The sequence below is a fragment of the Arthrobacter glycogeni genome (assembly GCF_054510815.1).
This window is the reverse complement of record NZ_JBTNDV010000001.1, coordinates 189,229-207,680: the sequence shown is the minus strand read 5'-3', so window position 1 is coordinate 207,680 and position 18,452 is coordinate 189,229. Positions and strand designations below refer to the sequence as shown.

At 63.5% G+C, this 18,452-nt stretch carries 19 protein-coding genes and 1 pseudogene; 12 read left to right on the top strand and 8 right to left on the bottom strand.

All coding sequences use genetic code 11. The annotated features are described in order from the left end of the window. Positions 1-112 precede the first annotated feature (112 nt). Positions 113-1,141, top strand: a complete 1,029-nt coding sequence (locus ACX80G_RS00950) for a 6-phosphofructokinase (RefSeq protein WP_459305097.1) — start codon at positions 113-115, stop codon at positions 1,139-1,141. A 43-nt stretch (positions 1,142-1,184) separates the two neighbouring features. Here the strand turns inward: ACX80G_RS00950 and ACX80G_RS00945 are convergent, their stop codons facing one another. The 3 genes and pseudogenes from ACX80G_RS00945 to ACX80G_RS00935 all read right to left on the bottom strand — a co-directional run bounded on the left by ACX80G_RS00945 (position 1,185) and on the right by ACX80G_RS00935 (position 3,431). Next, a complete protein-coding gene (locus tag ACX80G_RS00945; protein ID WP_459305096.1) occupies positions 1,185-1,694 on the bottom strand; it encodes a universal stress protein in 510 nt (169 codons plus the stop codon). Positions 1,695-1,813: 119 nt separating this feature from the next. Further along, positions 1,814-2,651, bottom strand: a pseudogene (locus tag ACX80G_RS00940) (fumarylacetoacetate hydrolase family protein). Positions 2,652-2,690: 39 nt separating this feature from the next. Next, positions 2,691-3,431, bottom strand: coding sequence for a FadR/GntR family transcriptional regulator (locus ACX80G_RS00935; RefSeq protein ID WP_459305095.1), 741 nt, complete (start codon positions 3,429-3,431; stop codon positions 2,691-2,693). Between the two features lie 156 nt (positions 3,432-3,587). On the opposite strand from ACX80G_RS00935, the gene ACX80G_RS00930 reads away from it, so the two are divergent. The 8 genes from ACX80G_RS00930 to manD all read left to right on the top strand — a co-directional run bounded on the left by ACX80G_RS00930 (position 3,588) and on the right by manD (position 11,630). After that, positions 3,588-4,880 carry an ABC transporter substrate-binding protein gene (locus ACX80G_RS00930; protein ID WP_459305094.1) on the top strand — a complete coding sequence of 431 codons (1,293 nt, stop codon included), beginning with the start codon at positions 3,588-3,590 and terminating at the stop codon, positions 4,878-4,880. A gap of 166 nt (positions 4,881-5,046) precedes the next feature. Continuing rightward, positions 5,047-5,994, top strand: coding sequence for a carbohydrate ABC transporter permease (locus ACX80G_RS00925; RefSeq protein WP_459305093.1), 948 nt, complete (start codon positions 5,047-5,049; stop codon positions 5,992-5,994). A gap of 3 nt (positions 5,995-5,997) precedes the next feature. Further along, positions 5,998-6,885 carry a carbohydrate ABC transporter permease gene (locus tag ACX80G_RS00920; protein WP_459305092.1) on the top strand — a complete coding sequence of 296 codons (888 nt, stop codon included), beginning with the start codon at positions 5,998-6,000 and terminating at the stop codon, positions 6,883-6,885. Positions 6,886-6,888: 3 nt separating this feature from the next. Then, complete coding sequence (locus ACX80G_RS00915; RefSeq protein ID WP_459305091.1) at positions 6,889-7,413, top strand: gluconokinase; 525 nt, start codon at positions 6,889-6,891, stop codon at positions 7,411-7,413. Beyond that, complete coding sequence (dgoD, locus tag ACX80G_RS00910) at positions 7,403-8,548, top strand: galactonate dehydratase (RefSeq protein WP_459305090.1); 1,146 nt, start codon at positions 7,403-7,405, stop codon at positions 8,546-8,548. Before ACX80G_RS00915 ends, dgoD begins: the two co-directional genes overlap by 11 nt. 70 nt (positions 8,549-8,618) lie before the next feature. Next, positions 8,619-9,260, top strand: coding sequence for a bifunctional 4-hydroxy-2-oxoglutarate aldolase/2-dehydro-3-deoxy-phosphogluconate aldolase (locus tag ACX80G_RS00905; protein WP_459305089.1), 642 nt, complete (start codon positions 8,619-8,621; stop codon positions 9,258-9,260). A 154-nt stretch (positions 9,261-9,414) separates the two neighbouring features. Continuing rightward, positions 9,415-10,356, top strand: coding sequence for a sugar kinase (locus tag ACX80G_RS00900; protein WP_459305088.1), 942 nt, complete (start codon positions 9,415-9,417; stop codon positions 10,354-10,356). Between the two features lie 44 nt (positions 10,357-10,400). Beyond that, positions 10,401-11,630: a D-mannonate dehydratase ManD gene (gene manD, locus ACX80G_RS00895; RefSeq protein ID WP_459305087.1), complete on the top strand. Its 1,230-nt coding sequence runs from the start codon at positions 10,401-10,403 to the stop codon at positions 11,628-11,630. Between the two features lie 17 nt (positions 11,631-11,647). On the opposite strand, the gene ACX80G_RS00890 is transcribed toward manD, so the two are convergent. Then, positions 11,648-12,298 carry an NADPH-dependent F420 reductase gene (locus ACX80G_RS00890; RefSeq protein ID WP_459305343.1) on the bottom strand — a complete coding sequence of 217 codons (651 nt, stop codon included), beginning with the start codon at positions 12,296-12,298 and terminating at the stop codon, positions 11,648-11,650. 57 nt (positions 12,299-12,355) lie between these two features. Continuing rightward, positions 12,356-12,724 (bottom strand): hypothetical protein, encoded by a 369-nt coding sequence (locus ACX80G_RS00885; RefSeq protein WP_459305086.1) that lies wholly within the window; start codon positions 12,722-12,724, stop codon positions 12,356-12,358. A gap of 213 nt (positions 12,725-12,937) precedes the next feature. On the opposite strand from ACX80G_RS00885, the gene ACX80G_RS00880 reads away from it, so the two are divergent. Then, a complete protein-coding gene (locus ACX80G_RS00880; RefSeq protein ID WP_459305085.1) occupies positions 12,938-13,666 on the top strand; it encodes a FadR/GntR family transcriptional regulator in 729 nt (242 codons plus the stop codon). A 132-nt stretch (positions 13,667-13,798) separates the two neighbouring features. On the opposite strand, the gene rbsD is transcribed toward ACX80G_RS00880, so the two are convergent. From rbsD to ACX80G_RS00865, 3 genes are all read right to left on the bottom strand, one after another. Next, complete coding sequence (rbsD, locus tag ACX80G_RS00875; protein ID WP_459305084.1) at positions 13,799-14,206, bottom strand: D-ribose pyranase; 408 nt, start codon at positions 14,204-14,206, stop codon at positions 13,799-13,801. Further along, positions 14,203-15,171: a ribokinase gene (locus ACX80G_RS00870; RefSeq protein WP_459305083.1), complete on the bottom strand. Its 969-nt coding sequence runs from the start codon at positions 15,169-15,171 to the stop codon at positions 14,203-14,205. Before ACX80G_RS00870 ends, rbsD begins: the two co-directional genes overlap by 4 nt. 77 nt (positions 15,172-15,248) lie before the next feature. Beyond that, on the bottom strand, positions 15,249-15,632 hold the full coding sequence (locus ACX80G_RS00865; protein WP_459305082.1) for a hypothetical protein: 384 nt from the start codon (positions 15,630-15,632) through the stop codon (positions 15,249-15,251). A 193-nt stretch (positions 15,633-15,825) separates the two neighbouring features. Between ACX80G_RS00865 and ACX80G_RS00860 the strand changes: the two genes are divergently transcribed. Then, entirely contained in the window at positions 15,826-17,331 is a 1,506-nt protein-coding gene (locus tag ACX80G_RS00860) for a sugar ABC transporter ATP-binding protein (RefSeq protein ID WP_459305081.1), read from the top strand. Positions 17,332-17,344: 13 nt separating this feature from the next. Continuing rightward, on the top strand, positions 17,345-18,355 hold the full coding sequence (locus ACX80G_RS00855; RefSeq protein WP_459305080.1) for an ABC transporter permease: 1,011 nt from the start codon (positions 17,345-17,347) through the stop codon (positions 18,353-18,355). The last annotated feature ends 97 nt before the right edge of the window (positions 18,356-18,452 follow it).

Here is an 18,452-nt window from a genome sequence, read left to right as displayed (position 1 = left end):
CCCATGGGAACGGCGGGTAAGTCCTCATGGCAGGTCTAATGGATTGGTGGTTGCGTTGAGGTCAGCAGAGCGACAGTCCCTCACAGGACGGAACTACGGTTGGAGAAGCAGTATGGCTCGGATTGGAATCTTGACCAGCGGTGGGGATTGCCCCGGGCTGAACGCCGTGATCCGGTCCTGTGTGCTGAGGGGGATCCGCAACCATGGTGACGAGTTCATCGGATACATCGATGGCTGGCGGGGGCTGGTGGAGAACAACTCGATCATCCTGGACTGGATGAGCATCCGGGGTATCGCGAAACTTGGCGGAACTATCCTCGGCACCTCCCGTACCAGCCCTTTCGGCGAGGGCGGCGGCGTAGAGCACATCGAAGCCAATCTTCGATCCTTGGGGGTGGATGCGCTCATTGTGATTGGCGGCGAGGGAACACTCGCCGCCGCGAAGATTCTCAGTGACGACGGTGTACGGATTATCGGTGTCCCCAAGACTGTGGATAACGACCTGTCCGCCACCGACTATTCCTTTGGGTTCGACACCGCCGTGGAGATTGCGACCGAAGCGATCGATCGGCTGAAAACCACTGGCGAATCGCACCACCGCTGCATGATCGCGGAGGTGATGGGCCGCCATGTCGGCTGGATTGCACTCCACGCGGGAATGGCCACCAGCGCCCACGCCATTCTCATTCCGGAACAACGGCCCAGTATGGATGAGATCTGCGAGTGGGTGGAAAAACCCTTCCACCGAGGACGGACCCCGCTGGTGGTTGTGGCGGAGGGTTTTGTCTCAGCCGAGATGAGCCAACCCCACTCGGAGCGCGGCCTCGACGCGTTTGACCGGCCCCGGTTGGGTGGCATTGGCGAGCGGCTAGCGCCCATCATCGAACAGCGGACCGGAATTGAGACCCGCTCAGCCACCCTCGGGCATATTCAGCGCGGAGGTGCGCCGAGTGCGTCGGACCGGGTGCTGGCCACCCGGCTGGGGATGGCGGCGGTTGATGCTGTGCACGACGGTGCCTGGGGCACCATGGTTGCCCTGCGCGGGACCGACATCGTGCGGGTGAACCTCGAAGAGTCGGTGGCGCAACTCAAGACCGTCCCACAGTCACGCTATGACGAAGCGATGACGTTTTTCGGCTGATCGCCCTGTTCCCGAACGGCTGAGCTGCGGAAACGAAGGAACGTCACAGCAGGTCATACGGCTCCAGGGGGCGATTCTCGCGGTAACGGTCCCTCCAGCGGTGATGGACCTGCGGCTTACCGTCGTCGTGGACAACGAGGACAGGGCACGCCGCATGGGCAACGCAAGCGTTGCTCACCGACCCGAGATGCAGGCCGCGGAGGCCGCCATGACCGCGTCGGCCCACAATGAGCAACTGCGCCGCTGCTCCCGCTTCAACCAGTCGGGTGGAGGCCTGCCCGCGCACGACGACGCTGGTTAAGCCGGGAGGCGGTTCAGCGCCGTAAGCCTCCTCGATCGCTGCGACGAGGTGGCTGTTTGCAGCCTCCTTGAAAGCCTTGGGATCCGGTAGCAGGTATTCCTCATACATTTTCGGATAATCCCAGCAGGCGACGGCGTGTACTCGGGCCCCAAGGGCCGGAGCCAGGGTCGCGGCGAGCCTTAAGGCGAGAATGGAGGGCCCCGAGCCGTCGACACCGACGACTACCTGTGGGTCCTCCGGAATTTTATCCATCACAGTTCTCCTTGCGTTGTGCAGCATCACAAGGTGCTGCTGGGTGGGTTGTGGGTGATCCTCCTTCATCTCTGTGGTCTCCAATTTTACGCCCTGAGTGCTGATCTGGCGGGGAAAAGTCAGGACCCAACGACAAGCTGTTGCTGTTCGCCCAGACCCTCAATCCCGACCGTCATGGTGTCGCCGGGCCCCAGATAGGGGAACCTGCCGGAGAGGGCGACGCCTTCGGGAGTGCCGGTGTTCACCACATCGCCCGGGTCCAGCGCCATGTACTGGGAGAGGTCTCTGATGATCTCGGCGACACTGAACACCATGTCCGCTGTGGTGGAATCCTGTCGGGGTTCGCCGTTCACGGCTGAATACAGCCGTAGCGCCTGCGGGTCCGCCACCTCGGCAGCGGGCACCAGGGCGGGACCCATCGGGTTGAAGGTCGGCGCACATTTGCCCTTGGACCACTGACCGCCGGAATGGCCGATCTGGTAGTCACGCTCCGAGACGTCGTTGCTGATCGTGAATCCGGCGATACACTCGAGGGCCTCCTCGGTGCTGGCCAGATAGGAGGCCCGGTTGCCGACCACCACAGCCAGTTCCACCTCCCAATCCACTTTCTGCGCGCCCGGGGGGATGACGACGTCGTCGTACGCGCCGACCACCGTGTTGGGATGCTTGAAGAAAATAATGGGGGCCTTCGGTGGGAGGTCCCCGGTTTCGGCAGCGTGCGCCGCGTAGTTCTGGCCGACGCAGACGACGGCGCCGATGCCGGTCAGTGGCGCACCCACCCGGAGGGAAGCGGCGTGCTCCAGCTCCGGCCAGGGCTCCGCGCACTCGTCGGATTCCGTCGTCGCCGAGGAAAGCACCGTTGATGTCGGCGGGCAGCTTCCGGAGGTCGAAGGTGATGCCGCCGTCGCGCACCACCGGAATTTCCTGGCCAGGCTCGCCCAGTCGCATCAGTTCCATGTCGGATCCCTCTTTTTGCTCAGTGTGACGCCGCTGATCCTACTTGTGTGCCGCCTCGTTCCACAGTGTGCTCATTTCGGTCATGGCGCGTTCCATGATGGCGAGCATCGACTGGTGGGCATCGACCGGGTTGCCGCGCTGGATGGCGCCGGCGACGTCGACGTGCAGTTGCAGGGCTTCCTCGTGCGGGTGTTCGGGCATCAAGCCGTAGTGGGTTCGCCCGGTGAGAACCTCGGCGACCAGCGAGTTGAGCTTGCCGAACATTTCGTTGCCCGAACTTGAGAGGACCAGACGGTGGAACTGAATGTCGAGGGTCAGGAACAGCTCGGTATCCCCGTCCTGCCCGGCGGCCCACAGCTTCCCGGCCAGCCCCATAAGCTCGCTGGCATCGGCGAGAGGAGCCCGTAACGCGGCCAGCCGGGCGGCCTGGGGTTCAATGGCGGTCCGCAACTCGGTCAGCGACCGCAGCTGGGCCACCCTGCCCGGCGATGCTAGCCGCCACCTGATGACCTGGCGGTCGTAGAGGTTCCACTCAGTGGCGGGGAGCACCTGGACGCCCACCCGGCGTCGGGATTCGACCATGCCCATCGAGGCGAGGACGCGCAGCACCTCACGGATGACCGAGCGGGAGACACCGTAGCGCTCCTCCAGCTCCTCAATCCGCATTACCGATCCCGGGGCCCACTCACCCGCGCCGATAGCCAGTCCCATCTGGTCAATGACCGAAGCGTGCAGGCCAGGGGACACGACACCGGGGGAGAGGGGAGCGGTTGGCTGCATGAGGTGAAGCGTATCAAGAGCATCCCATTCACATAACGGGGTTGCATAAGTATGATCTTTGTCACTATTATCGTGGTTTATAGCAGATGTAAACCGATCATCTACTCCTGGCCCCGGTCAACGCGGGTGTCCTCAACGAAGAGAACTGGAGCAACAGTGCAGCGCAAAACTATGCGGGTAGCCGGACTGGCGGTCACGGCATTGCTGGGCGGAACCCTTGCAGCATGCGGCGGAGGCGCCGGCGGCGATGAAGCTTCCGACACTCTGCGGGTCACCCTCGCCAATCACGTGTGGACCGACAAAATCATTGAGGCCATCCCCGAATTCGAGGAAGAAACCGGTCTGACGGTGGAGCTCACGCAGCTCGGCGAAGATCAGCTCTCAGCCCAGTACAACGTGCAGCTCAACGCCGGCACCGACGAAATCGACGTCATGATGTACCGGCCGTTGCAGGAAGGCAAGCTGTTCGCCCAGAACGGCTACCTCGCAGACCTGACCGAGCGCGTCGAGTCCAACTCCGAGTGGGAATGGGCCGACTTCCAGAGTGGCCCCGTCGACTCCACGACCTTCGAGGACAAGGTGGTCGGCATCCCGACCATCACCGAGCGCGAAGTGCTGTACTACCGCACCGACCTCCTCGAGGCTGCGGGGCTTGAGGTCCCCGAGACCCTCGAGGAACTTGAAGCGGCTGCCCAGCAGATCAGCGAAGAGAACCCCGACGTCGCAGGCTTCGTTGCCCGCACCGGCAAGTCACCGGCGGTCACCCAGTTCTCCAGCTTCCTCTACAGCTTCGGCGGCGACTTCATCGATGAGGACGGCAACTCGGCCATCTCCTCACCGGAAGCCAAAGAGGCGTACGAGTACTACGGCCGCATGATCAACGAATACGGTCCGGAAAATGTCAGCACCGACATGAGCTGGCCTGAGGCGATGGCCATCTTCACCCAGGGTGGTGCGGCCTTCTACACCGAGGCCGACAGCCTCTACCAGAACGCCACCGACCCGGCCAACTCGCAGGTCGCCGAGAACGTCGGCTTCGCTCCACTACCTGCCGGCCCCGCCGGTTCCAAGCCCTACAACGTGCCGTCGTGGGGCCTTGGCATCAACGAGGCGTCCAACAACCAGGACAACGCCTGGAAGTTCCTCGAATGGGCCACCAGCAAGGAAATGGTCCTCGAGATCCAGCAGGAAGGCGTCCCCGGCCCCCGCACCTCGGTCTGGGCCGACCCTGAAGGCACCTCGACCTACCCCGAAGATCTCGCTGCGGCAATCGAAGCCAGCGCCGAAAATGGCGTCGGTTACGACCGCCCGCTCGTGATCAACGTTGCTGAAGCCCGCGAGGTGGTGGGCGATCCGATCGTCGTCGGCATCACCGGCGGCGACGTCGAGGAGGCCGCTGACGCTGCTAGCGAGTCCTTCCAGGCCTTCCTGGATGACGAACGCGAATAGCGGACGACGGCGGCTCCCGTAGTCTGCCCTGCGATGCGGCGCCGCCCGGCGGAGACAACCCCCGCCGGGCGGCGCAACACCGGCCGCATCACCCTCACTCGCTCCACTCCAGGCGCTCCACCCTCACGCGCTTCACCCCAGCCAGAACGGACCAAGGACGTTGAGCATGACTGTCGCCTCCCCACCGAGGACCAACCCGCCGAAGGACCGTAGGCCGGGGAACACCCGCTACAAGGCCTATTCCGACTGGGCAAACAATCACCGGAAGTGGCTGTTCGCAGCGCCGGCCATGATCTTCGTCGGCATCCTCATCATCTTCCCGCTCGGTTGGACGATGTACCTGAGCCTGACCGACTCCTCGGGGTCGGTCCGCGCCGAATCCGACTTCATCGGATTCGCCAACTACGCCGAAGTGCTCACCGACACCGAACGCTTTTGGCCCGCCGTCGGACGCACCTTTGCCTTCACCTCGGTGGCGCTCGCCGTCCAGATGATCCTCGGGATGGGCATTGCGCTCCTGTTGTGGCGCCCGTTCAAGGGCGAAAAATGGGTCCGCGTGGCCATCCTCCTGCCCCTGGTCGCCACCCCGGTTGCCGTCGGCATGATGTGGCGGCTGATCTTCGACCCGAACATCGGCTTCGCCAACCAGGTTCTCGGTTTCGTGGGCATTCCGCCCCAGCCCTGGCTCTCCGGTCAGGCGACCGCCCTGCCCACGGTAATCTTCATTGATATCTGGCAATGGACCCCCATGGTGGTCATCATCCTGCTCGCCGGCCTCACCTCCCTGTCCGAGGAGCCCGACGAAGCGGCCCGGATTGACGGCGCCAACGCGTGGCAGCGATTCCGTTACGTCACCGCCCCGCTGCTGATGCCGACCATCATCGTCGCCGTCCTCCTGCGCAGCATCGACGCGCTGAAGACTTTCGACCTGCTGTACGCCACCAAGGGCCGCGGCGGCGGATCCTTCAATGAGGTGGAGACGCTGAACATCTACGCCTACGGGCTCAGCTTCGACTACAACGACTACGGGTTGTCCTCAACCGTCCTGATCCTCTTCTTCCTCATCATCATTGCGGCCATGTGGGTTCTCACCCGACGCCGGAAGGACGTGTAGCTCATGAGCACGATCACCCCCCACCGCGCCCAGGGCAGTATCCGGCCCACCGGTATCCCGAAGCGCAGGAAGAAGCCCCTGCGCCGGCAGGGTTACAAGATCTTCCGCATTGTGGCGCTGACCCTCGTGGTCCTGGCGTTCATCGCCCCGCTGGTGTGGATGTTCCTTGCCTCCCTGAAGACCAACGTGGACATCTACGACGCGTCCAAGACCCTGGTCTTCACCCCCACCACCGCCAACTACGAGACGGTGCTGGGCCGCAACAACTACTTCTCGTTTGTGTTCAACAGCTTCTGGGTGGCGTTCGCGTCAACCGCGCTCTCGCTGATCATCGGTGTCCCGGCCGCCTATTCCATGAGCCGGTTCGCGATGCGCCGGTCGGCGCTGGTGGTCCTGATGGCCCGCATCATCCCGGGCGTCAGCCTGCTCGTGCCCTGGTACTACGTGTTCTCGAACCTGTCGCTGGTGGGCGGGTACGGGGTGCTGATCCTGTCGCACATGTTCGTGGCCCTGCCGCTGATCGTGTACATCATGATGTCCTACTACGACTCCATGCCTCTGGAACTCGAGGAGGCGGCCCGGGTGGACGGGCTCACCCACATCGGCGCCTTCCTGCGGATCACCCTGCCACTGTCCATCGGCGGCGTGGCGACGGCCGGGATCCTGTCCTTCATCTTCTCGTGGAACAACTTCATGTTCGCCCTGGTGCTCTCGGGTGCTGAAACGAAGACCCTGCCCGTGGCGATCTTCAACTTCGTTGCCTACGCCAGCATCGACTGGGGAGGACTGATGGCCGCCTCAGTGGTGGTCACTATTCCGATCATGGTCATCGCCCTGTTCACCCAGAAGTACATCGTGTCCGGCCTGACCGCCGGCGCGACCAAGGGCTAGACCATGGCACACATATCAACCCCACCGATCGTGGTGATGGGGGTGCAGGGCTCTGGCAAAAGCACCATCGGGTGCCTGCTCGCTGAACGTCTCGGCGTCGGATTCGTTGACGGCGACGACCTGCACCCTGTGGACAACAAGGCCCTGATGGCTGCCGGCACCCCGCTGACCGACGACAACCGGCTGCCCTGGCTGCACACCGTCGGCGCGGTGCTCGCCGACGGGAGCCCGGACGGCGTCGTCGTCGCCTGCTCGGCCCTGAAGCACGCCTACCGGGACCTACTCCGCGGCCATGCCCCGGAGCTGGTGGTCGTGCACCCGCACGGGACCATGGAACTGGTGGCCGCGCGGATCTCGGCGCGCGAGCACGAGTACATGCCGCCGTCGCTGTTGGCGTCCCAATACGAGAGCCTGCAGACCCTGGGCGACGACGAACGTGGCCTGACCGTCGACCTGTCCCTTCCGCCGCAGGCAATGGTTGACCACATTGTCGCGTACCTCACCGAAAGCACCATTCATGCGCATTAGCAGGATTGAAACCTTCCTGGTCCCACCGCGCTGGCTCTTTGTTAGGGTGGAGACCGACAGCGGCATCGTCGGGTGGGGCGAGCCCGTGGTGGAGGGACGGTCCGAGACGGTGCGGACCGCCGTCGAGCAGCTGTCCGAACTGCTGATCGGCGCCGACCCGCTGCGGATCGAGGACCACTGGCAGGTCATGACCAAAGGGTCCTTCTACCGTGGCGGAGCGATCCTGGCCAGCGCCGTCGCCGGCCTGGACCAGGCCCTGTGGGACATTGCCGGGAAGTCTCTCGGTGTGCCGGTGCACCAGTTGCTCGGCGGGCACGTCCGCGACCGGATCCGGATGTACGGCTGGGTGGGCGGCGACGAACCCGCCGAGGTAGCCGATGCCATCTCCGCGCAGCTTGAGGTGGGACTGACCGCCGTGAAGATGAATGCCAGCGGCAGGATGAGCCCGCTCGGCAGCGTCGCTGAGATCGACGCCGTGGTTGAACGGGTTGCCGCGGCCCGCGAGGTGCTCGGCCCGCACCGCGACGTCGCCGTGGACTTCCACGGCCGCTTCACCCTCGCCAACACGCGGCGGGTCGCGCCGCTGCTGGAACCGTTGCACCCGTTCTTCCTGGAGGAGCCGACGGTGCCGGAAAACTCGCACCTGATCGGTGGCCTCACCGGCTCGACCAGCATCCCGATCGCCACCGGGGAGCGGCTCTACAACCGGCAGGAGTTCCTCCCGGTGCTGCAGGCCGGGATCGCCGTCGCACAGCCGGACCTCTCCCACGCCGGCGGCATCACCGAGGTCCGCAAGATCGCGTCCCTGGCCGAAATCTACGATGTGCAGCTGGCGCCGCACTGCCCGCTGGGGCCGCTGGCGCTCGCCGCCTGCCTGCAGGTGGGCTTCGCCACCACGAACTTCCTGATCCAGGAACAGAGCATCGGCATCCACTACAACCAGGGCGCCGAGGTGCTCGACTACGTCCTCGACAAAACTCCGCTGAAGTTTATGGACGGGCATGTGGAGCGCCTCACCGGTCCGGGCCTCGGGATCGAGATCGACGAGGCAGCAGTCCGCCGGGTGGACAAGAGCGGTCACGCCTGGCGGTCACCCGTATGGCGGCACGACGACGGTTCCTACGCCGAGTGGTAGACCGGCCAGGTAAACCCGAGTGGATAAGCCGCGTGGCAACCGGCCTCCCAGCCCGACGAAAGGACCACCCATGTCTGACTTTCTTGCAGGACTTTCCAGATCCCGCCTGCTGGCCATTATCCGCGGCACCGACCGGGACGCCTCGATCCGCGTCGCCGTCGCCCTGGTGGAGGAGGGGATCCGCTACCTGGAGGTGTCGCTGAACACGCCCGACGCAGTCGACGTCATCGCCGCCGTGCGCGCCGAGGTTCAGGACCGGGCGACCGTCGGTGCCGGAACGGTCCTGACCGCCGACGACGCCGGGCGGGTCGCTGCCGCCGGCGGGCAGTTCGTGGTGACCCCGGCGGTGTCGGCGTCGGTGGCCGCGGCGGTGCGGCTCCAGGTGCCGGTGATTGCCGGTGCGTTGACACCCACCGAGGTGTTCACGGCGGTGGACCAGGGTGCCACCGGCATCAAACTCTTCCCGGCCTCCCTCGGCGGGCCGCGCTACCTCTCGGCCCTGCGTGACCCTTTTCCTTTGATTCCGTTTGTGCCGGTCGGTGGAGTGGACGAGGCTGCAGCGGCCGATTACCTGGCCCGCGGTGCCGTCGCCGTCGGGGTTGGCTCGCCGCTGGTGGGGGACTCGGCATCGGGTGGGGACCTCGCTGCGTTGCGCCAGCGGGCACGGCGGTACCTGGAGCTTGGCTTGGGGCGGCGGTTGCCGGATGAGTGAGGGCACTGACAGCGGTCCGTTCGGGGATGGTCCCGTCCCAGATGAGGGGGCCGGGCGAGGGAGGCCCTCAGGAAATGTGCAGGCAATGCCTGCACTGCATGCACCTGGGGAAGGCGAAAGTGCAGGCACTGCCTGCAATGCATGCACTTTAAAAATGGACGTGGTTACCTTCGGTGAAACGATGGCGTCCCTGCGCGCTGCTGGGTTGTTGCGGGCCGGGGGAGCGATGACCATGTCGCTCGGCGGTGCAGAAACCAACGTCGCGATCGGCCTGTCCCGGCTCGGCCACCGGGTGAGCTGGGTGGGTAGGCTCGGCGCCGACGAGGTGGGCACCTTCGCGCTGCGGACCCTGCGGGCCGAAGCTGTGGCGACCGACGGCGTCGTCATCGATTCTGCCCGGCCGACGGGGCTGATGCTGTTGGAGAAGCGGATCGCCGATGTATCACGTGCCGCCTACTACCGGGCGGGTTCCGCAGGGTCGGCGCTGTGCATCGACGACCTGCGGGCGTCGCTCGACGGGCACCCGCGGATCCTGCACCTGACCGGGATCACCCCGGCGCTGTCCAGCAGCGCCGCGGCGGCGACACTGTGGGCTGCGGTCGAAGCGAAGCGTCGCGGAATCCTGGTCAGTTTTGACGTTAACTACCGTGCAAAGTTGTGGACCGTTTCCGACGCCGCGGCAATCCTGGGCCCATTGGCGGAGCTGGCCGACTTCATCATTGCCTCCGACGACGAACTTGCCCTCGTGGCTCCCGGTGTCCCGGAAGCCGAAGCCGTGGCGGGCCTGCACCGGCGCGGGGTCAGGGAGGTCATCATCAAGCGGGGCGCGGCGGGCGCTTCCGCCTATGCCGCCGGGGAACCGGCGATCCACCAGGGTGCGCTACCGGTCCCCGTGGTGGACACGGTGGGAGCGGGGGACGCATTCACTGCCGGCTACCTGTCCGCCTTCCTGGACGGAGAACCGACTGCCGGGCGTCTGCTCCGCGGCGTCACTCTCGGGGCGTTCGCCGTCGCCGGTTCCGGAGACTGGGAGAACCTGCCCTACCGCAGCGAGTTGAGCCTGGCCGCGCAATCCGCCGGCAGCACCATCCGCTGAACAGTCCTGTTCAACTACAGCAGTTCGTACCAAGGAGATCCCAGTTGAAGATCAAGAGCGCAGAAGTGATCGTGTCGAGTCCGGACCGGAACTTCGTCACCCTGAAGATCACCACCGAGGACGGCCTGACCGGGCTCGGCGACGCCACCCTGAACGGGCGTGAGCTCGCAGCCGCCGCCTACCTTGAGCACCACGTGGCGCCGCTGCTGATCGGACGTGACGCGCACCGGATCGAGGACACTTGGCAGTTCCTGTACCGGGGAGCGTACTGGCGTCGAGGGCCGGTGACCATGGCGGCAATCGCTGCCGTCGACGTCGCACTCTGGGATATCAAGGCGAAGGCCGCGGGGATGCCGCTGTACCAGTTACTGGGCGGCGCATCCCGGGACGGTATCCGCGCGTATGGTCATGCGAGCGGACGGGACATTCCCGAAATTCTCGACTCGGTACGGGAGCACCTGGACCTGGGCTATAAGGCCATCCGCATTCAGACCGCCGTGCCCGGTATCGACGCGGTCTACGGGGTGGCAGCCCAGCCCAGCGCCGGTGGCACCCGGTACGACTACGAGCCGGCGCAGCGGGCAGCACTTCCCGCCGAGGAGGACTGGGATACCCGCGCCTACCTACGCCACATTCCGACAGTGTTTGAGGCGGTCCGCAGCGAGTTCGGCCCGGAACTGCCACTGCTGCACGACGGGCACCACCGGATGACGCCGATCGAGGCCGCGCGGCTGGGCAAGTCGCTGGAACCGTATGACCTGTTCTGGCTGGAGGACTGCACACCGGCGGAGAACCAGGAGGCGCTGCGGTTGGTCCGGCAGCACACCACCACGCCGCTGGCCATCGGCGAGGTGTTCAACACGGTGTTCGACTACCAGACCCTGATCCGTGAGCAGCTGATCGACTATGTCCGCTCGGCCGTCACCCACACCGGCGGGATCAGCGCGCTGAGGAAAATCCTCGACTACGCGGCGCAGTACCAGATCAAGTCGGGCATCCACGGGCCCACCGACATTTCTCCGGTCGGGATGGCCGCGGCGCTGCACCTGGACCTGGCGATCCACAACTTCGGGATCCAGGAGTACATGCGCCACGGTGACCTCACCAACGAGGTGTTCCAGCAGTCGTTCTCCTTCAAAGATGGCTACCTGCACCCGGGCGAGCAACCCGGGCTCGGCGTCGAACTGGATCTCGACGCCGCCGCGGCGCACCCCTATACGCCCGCCTACCTCCCCTTCAACCGGCTCAAGGACGGGACCATCCACGACTGGTAGCGGACCGGCGCTGGCTTCTAGCCCATGTCCGCGTAGCGTTTCGCCTGGGCGAGCGCATCCCGCAGTTGGCCGGCATCAAATGCTGGACCATAGCCCGGGGTGTCCCGCTGGAATCGCCAGCCCTCAGCCAACGCCCCGGCGTCGACAGTGTCGAAGCCGAACTCCGAGATCAGAGCGGCGACTGCCTGTTTGGCATCAGCCGAGTCGCCGGCGATGGGGAGTGCGCGGCGCCGCGGAGTTCCAGTCGGCGTGCCCTTGGAGGTGAGGTCGGAGGAGTAAATATTGTTGAACGCCTTCACTACGTGCGAGTGCGGCAGATGATCCTGCAGCAACTCACTGGTGGTGGTGGTTTCGGCGTCGAGCACGTCGATCTGCCCATCGCGCTCCGGATAATAGTTGCCGGTGTCAATAACGATCTTGCCGTCGAGCGGCTCGACGGGAACCGAGTCAATGTTTTTCAGGGGGATGGTCACGACGACGACGTCTCCGGCCGCCGCTGCCTCGTCAACCGTCCCCGCTCGGGCCGAGGTCCCCAGCTCGGCGATCAAGTCCGTAAGGGTTTCGGGTCCGCGTGAGTTGCTCAGGACAACGTCGTATCCCTGAGCCACGGCGAGCCGGGCCAGCTGTGAGCCGATGTTGCCGCTGCCAATCAATCCGATGGTTCTGATCTGGTTAGTCATGCACGGTACAACAGCCGCCGCGGCTGAGTATTCCTGATCCGCGATTCAGGCGGGGTATGCCGCTCGCAGTTCGCGCATGCTGAGCTTGCCGCACTGTTCAAGCGGCGGCAGGAGGCCCAGCACGGCGTCCAGGTCGTGGCGTTCCAGGCGGGACTTCAGTACCCCGGCCAAAGCGGCGAGCTGCTCGAGCCCAAGCATCTTGCTGGAGCTCTCAATACTGAGGATGACGTCCATCAGTCGGGCTTCGTCGCGGGCTTCGGCGGCACGAGTCAGCCGATAGAACCGCTGGTCCCACATACCGATGGAGATCTGGACGAAGGCCTGGCACGCCACCGGGTTCTCCAGTTCGCGCTCCAGCCGGTCCAGGGCGCGCGGCGAATGAAGAGGCAAAGCTTCAATGGCGTAGTCGATCATGGTGTCCTCTTCTTTCCCGTTGGATAACAGGCTAAAAGAACACAGCGGTGGTGTAACGAGTGGTGGCTACTCGATTCGGCGCCGCGCGGTACGCGGGTGAGTGCACAGTCAGCGCGGATGACGGCATTCATAGGCCATCCGAGATGGCGAAGGACGCGTGAAGTAGCACGCCTTGCGGACCTGGAAAGGTTTGCTGACGACTAGGATCTGTTTATGGCTCTCACCGACGACGCGATCACCAAAATCAAGGACATGATCCTTGGCGGGCAACTGTCGGCGGGCGACCGGCTTCCTCCCGAAAAGGAACTGAGCGAACAGCTCGGCCTCTCACGCAGTTCGCTGCGCGAAGCGGTCAAGGCGCTCGAGACCATCCGTGTGCTGGACGTACGCCGCGGCGATGGCACCTATGTGACCAGCCTCGAACCCAAGCTGCTGCAGGAGTCAGTATCGTTCATGGTGGAACTACACAGCGACACCTCGGTGATGGAGCTGCTGGAGGTACGGCGCATCCTCGAATCGTCAGCGGCCTTTATTGCCGCAAACCGGATCACAGCCGGCGATATCGCCCGGCTGGGCGCCGAGATTGACGACGTCGATGCCAGTTCGGTGGAGGACCTCCTCGACCACGACCTGCGGTTCCATGGAATCATCGCTGAGGCTGCTGGCAACGCGTATCTGGCGGGACTGCTCTCCGGGCTCAACAGCCGAACCGTGCGGGCCCGTATTTGGCGCGCACTCACGCAGCAGAACGCGGTCGAGCGAACCCTTGCCGAACATCGCGCCATCGCGGCCGCCCTGGAAAGTGGCGATGCGGAGCTGGCGCGGGCTGCTACGGTGGTCCACATCAGCGGCGTCGAGCAGTGGCTACGCGCGGCCCTCTTGGCGGACCCAACCCACCGGTCGGGCAATGCTGACTTCGACGAAACGAACCGGCCGGGCTAACGTCCCCACTGTTCACTTCTCCTCCGTGACCTTCTCTCGCCGCGAGGGCGGGGGACAGCCTGGGCCCGGGAGTACCTGGCAATCACGAGATCCACCCCCCCCCCCCCCGGTCAATCAGCTCGGCCTGGTGGATCACCCGTAGGCGACGCCCGCCTGAAGAATCACGTTGGCATAAGGCGTGAATTCGCCCGAGCGGACCGCGGCACGGGCAGCTACGGTCATTGCCTTGAAATCGGTGTGCGGTACGAACGAGGGTCTGACCCCCGCCGTTTCCAGCCGTTCGAGAATACGCTCGAGCAGCTCGGGACTGTGATCCTTGATTTCAGCGGCCAGAATTGCACCTTCGATCACCACCTCGGACAGTACAGCGTCGAGGACTTTCAGGAACGGTGGCTCTCCTGGGAGGTAGGCCAGATCCACACGTTCCACATTACGAGGGATGGGCAGGCCAGCATCGGTAACGACCAGGAGATCGGTGTGTCCCACCGCCGAGATGATCCCTGACAGTTGAGGGTTCAGGATTCCGGGATTTTTTCTCATGTGGATGCTCCATCCGGGTCAGTCTGCGTTGCAAGGAAGGCACCCACCTCGTCGGAGGTGGGAAGGCTGCTCGAGGCGCCGTATTTCGTGACAGCCAGAGCGCCAGCCGCCATAGCCCGCGCGATCGAGTCGTCGACACTCAGACCGGCCGCCAGCGACGCACCGAAATATCCGGAAAATGCATCTCCCGCGGCGGTGGTATCGACGGGGACGACCGAGTAGGCCGGGAAGACGGTCTCGCGGTCCTTCGCCACAAGGACTGCGCCGGCTGAAGCCATCGTGATGATGGCGTTCCTCACCCCCCGGGCCAGGAACCAATGCCCAGCTTCCACTGCTGACGCAAAATCAGTCACTTCAATACCCGTGATGAGGCTCGCCTCGGTTTCGTTTGGAGTCACATAGTCCACGTTGCCCCAGGCGTCCTCGGGGAGGACAGCCGCCGGTGCCGGGTCCAGGATGACGGTCAGCCCTGCTGCACGACCGGCACGGACTGCGTGAATAGCGATCTCCTGGGGGATCTCCAACTGGGTCAGCAGTACCGAAGCGCGGGACCTGAGACGGCCGATTGCGCCGTCAATTTGTTCCACGCTGAGGAGGCTATTCGCCAGCGGCACCATCACGATGTCGTTCTCACCTGACGCATCGACGCGGATGTGAGCGATACCGGTTGGAGCGTTCACCACCCGCAATTCGGAAGTGTCGACCCCATGAGTCCTCAACCCCCCACCGACGAGCTCCTGAAACAGATCGTTGCCAATGCAACCGACCATGAAGGAATCAGTTCCAGCAAGCCCACTGGAAACGGCTTGGTTGGCGCCCTTCCCGCCAAGCAGCAGGGTGAACTGATCGCCCAGAATTGTTTCTCCCCTCTTGGGGAGCCGCTCAGAAAACGTGGTCACGTCGGCTGTCACGCTCCCGACGATGATCACACCAGCATTCGGGGGGTCCGGCGGGTCCTTGGCCATGGGGTTCCTTCTTTTCGTCCTGCACGGCTATGCGTCGTTCGGCTACGGGTAGCTACGACCTAGTATAGGTCGGATGTTTAGTGCGGTTTGATGGATCTAACCGCCATCAATCGATCACGAATGTAACGGTTGGCGTGGGCTCCCAGCCCGGCCGAAGCGGTCCATAGGTTTTTCATGGCGCTGTAGATCACACCGCGGAGGTGGCTTGATTCCAGTTCGTGAACTATTTCCAGGCATCGTCCAAGCAGTGCCTCACCTGCGGCGACGACGTCGTCCTCGCTGCTTAGATCCGTAGCTGCGGTGAGCTCGAGTGACGCGGTTGCAGTCAGGCCGTGGCCGGCGAGAGATTTCTTGGTGGACGTGGTATCGAAATCCGCTTTAGCGGTCCGTCGGATCGAGTTCTCGATTGACGGGCCGTCCTGTGAGCAAGTCCAAACCAGTGCGTGGCATCCGATGAGCATGCGTCTCCTTATAACTATTTGCAAACATCCGACCAAAACTGTGCGCTACGTCATATTTACCCTTACTCTAGTTATGAATCATCTGAAGATACATCCAGATACAGGCCGCTCTCCCTGGGCCTGTCAGCAGGGGTACCTTCGGTTCGGGCGCGGAAGCGATCGAGAAGTGTCCTTCGATGAGGCAGGAGCGTCAGTGAGCGAAACACTGTTGAAGGTTGAGGGGATAAGCAAAAGCTTTCCCGGCGTGCAAGCGCTCAGTGATGTCCAGTTCGATGTGAACCGTGGAGAAGTCCTCGCGCTGGTAGGCGAAAACGGGGCCGGTAAGTCCAGTCTGATGAAGATTCTCTCCGGGATCTATGCAAAAGATGCTGGCACCATTTACCTGGAGGGGCTGCCGGTGGAGATCCACGGCCCCCGCGACGCTCAGGAACTGGGAATCATCATTGTTCATCAGGAGATGAACCTGATGCCCCACCTCACCGTCGCCCAGAACATCTACATCGGACGCGAACCACTCCGAATGGGACTGCTGGACGAACGCGGTCTCAACAGGCAGACCGAAGAGCTACTGCAACGGCTGGCGATCACCGAGATTGTGCCGGGGGACCTGGTGGAGGACCTGACGGTGGCCAAGCAGCAGATGGTCGAAATTGCCAAGGCTCTGTCCTTCGACGCGAAGATCGTCATTATGGACGAACCGACGTCGGCTCTCACCAGCGCGGAGACGGATACGCTCTTCCGACTGATAGGCGACCTCAAGGCCTCCGGGATAGGGATCATCTACATTTCCCATCGGATGGAAGAACTTAAGCGGATTGCCGACCGCATCACGGTCCTGCGGGACGGTAAGTACATCGGCACTCGGGACAAAGCAACGGTGGACCAGCACGAGATCATCAAAATGATGGTGGGCCGTGAGATTGATGAGAATGCGCGGCCTGCGAGCATCCAGCGGTCCAACGTCGACGACGTCGTCCTGCGGGTCGAGAACCTCAGTACCAAGAAGCTGCTGCGGGACGTGAGTTTTGAACTCCGGCGAGGTGAGATTCTCGGATTCTCTGGACTCATGGGCGCCGGCCGGACTGAACTTGCCCGGGCGATCATCGGAGCCGATCCCATCACCGCCGGAAAGATTTTCATCAACGGTGATGAGACCCGCATTAGCCAGCCAGCCGACGCTGTCCGCCAGGGCGTGGGTTACCTATCGGAAGACCGCAAGGCCCTCGGCCTGCTGCTCGACCGGGATGTCAACACCAACATACTCCTCTCATCCCTGGGCCAATACGCGAATCCGTTCGGGTTTATGCGGACCGGTCCAGGCAAAGGGACATCAAAGAAATACATCGAGCAACTCCGGATCAAGACTCCCTCGATGTTCGCCACCACGAAGAATCTCTCCGGTGGAAACCAGCAGAAGGTAGTCATTGCCAAATGGTTGGCGAGGGACTGCGACATCCTGATTTTCGACGAGCCCACCCGCGGGATTGACGTTGGTGCCAAGGAAGAGATTTACCGGCTGCTCAACGAACTTGCAGACCGCGGAAAATCGATCATCATGATCTCCTCCGAACTGCCTGAAGTGCTCCGGCTGTCCCACCGCATCATCGTGATGGCGTCCGGCCGTATCACCGGGGAGATGGACAGCGAAGGCGCCGATCAGGCCAAAATCATGGACTATGCCACGAGAATGACGCAGTAGGGAGCACATCAGAATGAGTAAAACTTCGACATCGGCGCCGTCAAGGCTGGCTCCGGGACGGCCAGGCGCCAGGCAGGCATCATTCCTGCGTCAGCGGCTACAGCAATCGCTGGCATTCGGCACCCTGCTGGTCCTGATGCTGTTCTTTTCGCTAGCCAGTGAAAATTTCTTCTCCTGGAGTAACATTTCCGGCATCCTGCTGGCAACGGCGGTGATCGGCATCCTGGCGTTCGGCACCACCCTGGTGATCGTCACCGCGGGCATCGACCTGTCTATCGGAACGGGCATGACCTTATGTGCCGTGGTGACCGGAATCTTGCTGGTCAATCTGGAGTTGCCACTGCTGGTGGGAGTGCTGGGCGGAATAGCCACTGGCGCCCTGATGGGATTCATCAACGGCGTCAACGTATCGATCTTCGGCCTGCCCCCGTTCATCGCCACGCTCGCCATGATGCTGATTGCCCAGGGTCTGGCGCTGGTCATTTCCGGCGTCCGCCCGATCTATTTCAGCAACGTGGAAGGTTTTCGGGACATCTCCCTGGGCCAGCTGGTACCCGGGCTGCCGAATGCGGTCCTCATCCTGTTCATCATGGGGATAGTGGCGTACCTGCTTCTGAGCAAGACACTTCTGGGCCGGTACACGTTCGCTATCGGCAGCAACGAGGAAGCAACAAAAATCTCGGGCGTGGACACGAAAAAATGGAAGATCCTCATCTACACCGTTGCTGGCGTGTTCACCGGCATCGCCGGAGTGGTCATCGCGGCCCGTCTCGACTCAGCTCAACCCCAGCTAGGCGTTGGATATGAGCTGCAGGCCATAGCCGCCGTCATCATCGGCGGCACCTCCCTCATGGGAGGCAGGGGGTCTATCCTCGGTACCCTGATCGGCGCGCTCATTATGAGCGTCCTGATCAACGGGCTGCGCATCATGTCCGTGCAGACCGAATGGCAGAACGTCGTCGTCGGCGTCGTGATTCTGGTCGCCGTCTTCACCGATTCCCTCCGGCGCCGCCGTGAGGTCTAACACCGTTGGCCAACCATCACGATGGCGCCCGAAAAGCTTGACAGCCAGGGCATCCAGCCATCACCTGTAGGCCGACACGATTTTACGTCTCACCCCA

Excerpts from the sequence above, each read along its gene's own strand:
- dgoD (WP_459305090.1), top strand. The coding sequence starts at position 7,403 with ATGCGCATTAGCAGGATTGAAACCTTCCTGGTCCCACCGCGCTGGCTC.
- ACX80G_RS00915 (WP_459305091.1), top strand. The coding sequence starts at position 6,889 with ATGGCACACATATCAACCCCACCGATCGTGGTGATGGGGGTGCAGGGC.
- ACX80G_RS00905 (WP_459305089.1), top strand. The coding sequence starts at position 8,619 with ATGTCTGACTTTCTTGCAGGACTTTCCAGATCCCGCCTGCTGGCCATT.
- ACX80G_RS00855 (WP_459305080.1), top strand. The coding sequence starts at position 17,345 with ATGAGTAAAACTTCGACATCGGCGCCGTCAAGGCTGGCTCCGGGACGG.
- ACX80G_RS00880 (WP_459305085.1), top strand. The coding sequence starts at position 12,938 with ATGGCTCTCACCGACGACGCGATCACCAAAATCAAGGACATGATCCTT.
- ACX80G_RS00900 (WP_459305088.1), top strand. The coding sequence starts at position 9,415 with ATGGACGTGGTTACCTTCGGTGAAACGATGGCGTCCCTGCGCGCTGCT.
- ACX80G_RS00925 (WP_459305093.1), top strand. The coding sequence starts at position 5,047 with ATGACTGTCGCCTCCCCACCGAGGACCAACCCGCCGAAGGACCGTAGG.
- ACX80G_RS00935 (WP_459305095.1), bottom strand. The coding sequence starts at position 3,431 with ATGCAGCCAACCGCTCCCCTCTCCCCCGGTGTCGTGTCCCCTGGCCTG.
- ACX80G_RS00945 (WP_459305096.1), bottom strand. The coding sequence starts at position 1,694 with ATGGATAAAATTCCGGAGGACCCACAGGTAGTCGTCGGTGTCGACGGC.
- ACX80G_RS00950 (WP_459305097.1), top strand. The coding sequence starts at position 113 with ATGGCTCGGATTGGAATCTTGACCAGCGGTGGGGATTGCCCCGGGCTG.
- ACX80G_RS00865 (WP_459305082.1), bottom strand. The coding sequence starts at position 15,632 with ATGCTCATCGGATGCCACGCACTGGTTTGGACTTGCTCACAGGACGGC.
- ACX80G_RS00870 (WP_459305083.1), bottom strand. The coding sequence starts at position 15,171 with ATGGCCAAGGACCCGCCGGACCCCCCGAATGCTGGTGTGATCATCGTC.
- ACX80G_RS00920 (WP_459305092.1), top strand. The coding sequence starts at position 5,998 with ATGAGCACGATCACCCCCCACCGCGCCCAGGGCAGTATCCGGCCCACC.
- ACX80G_RS00885 (WP_459305086.1), bottom strand. The coding sequence starts at position 12,724 with ATGATCGACTACGCCATTGAAGCTTTGCCTCTTCATTCGCCGCGCGCC.
- rbsD (WP_459305084.1), bottom strand. The coding sequence starts at position 14,206 with ATGAGAAAAAATCCCGGAATCCTGAACCCTCAACTGTCAGGGATCATC.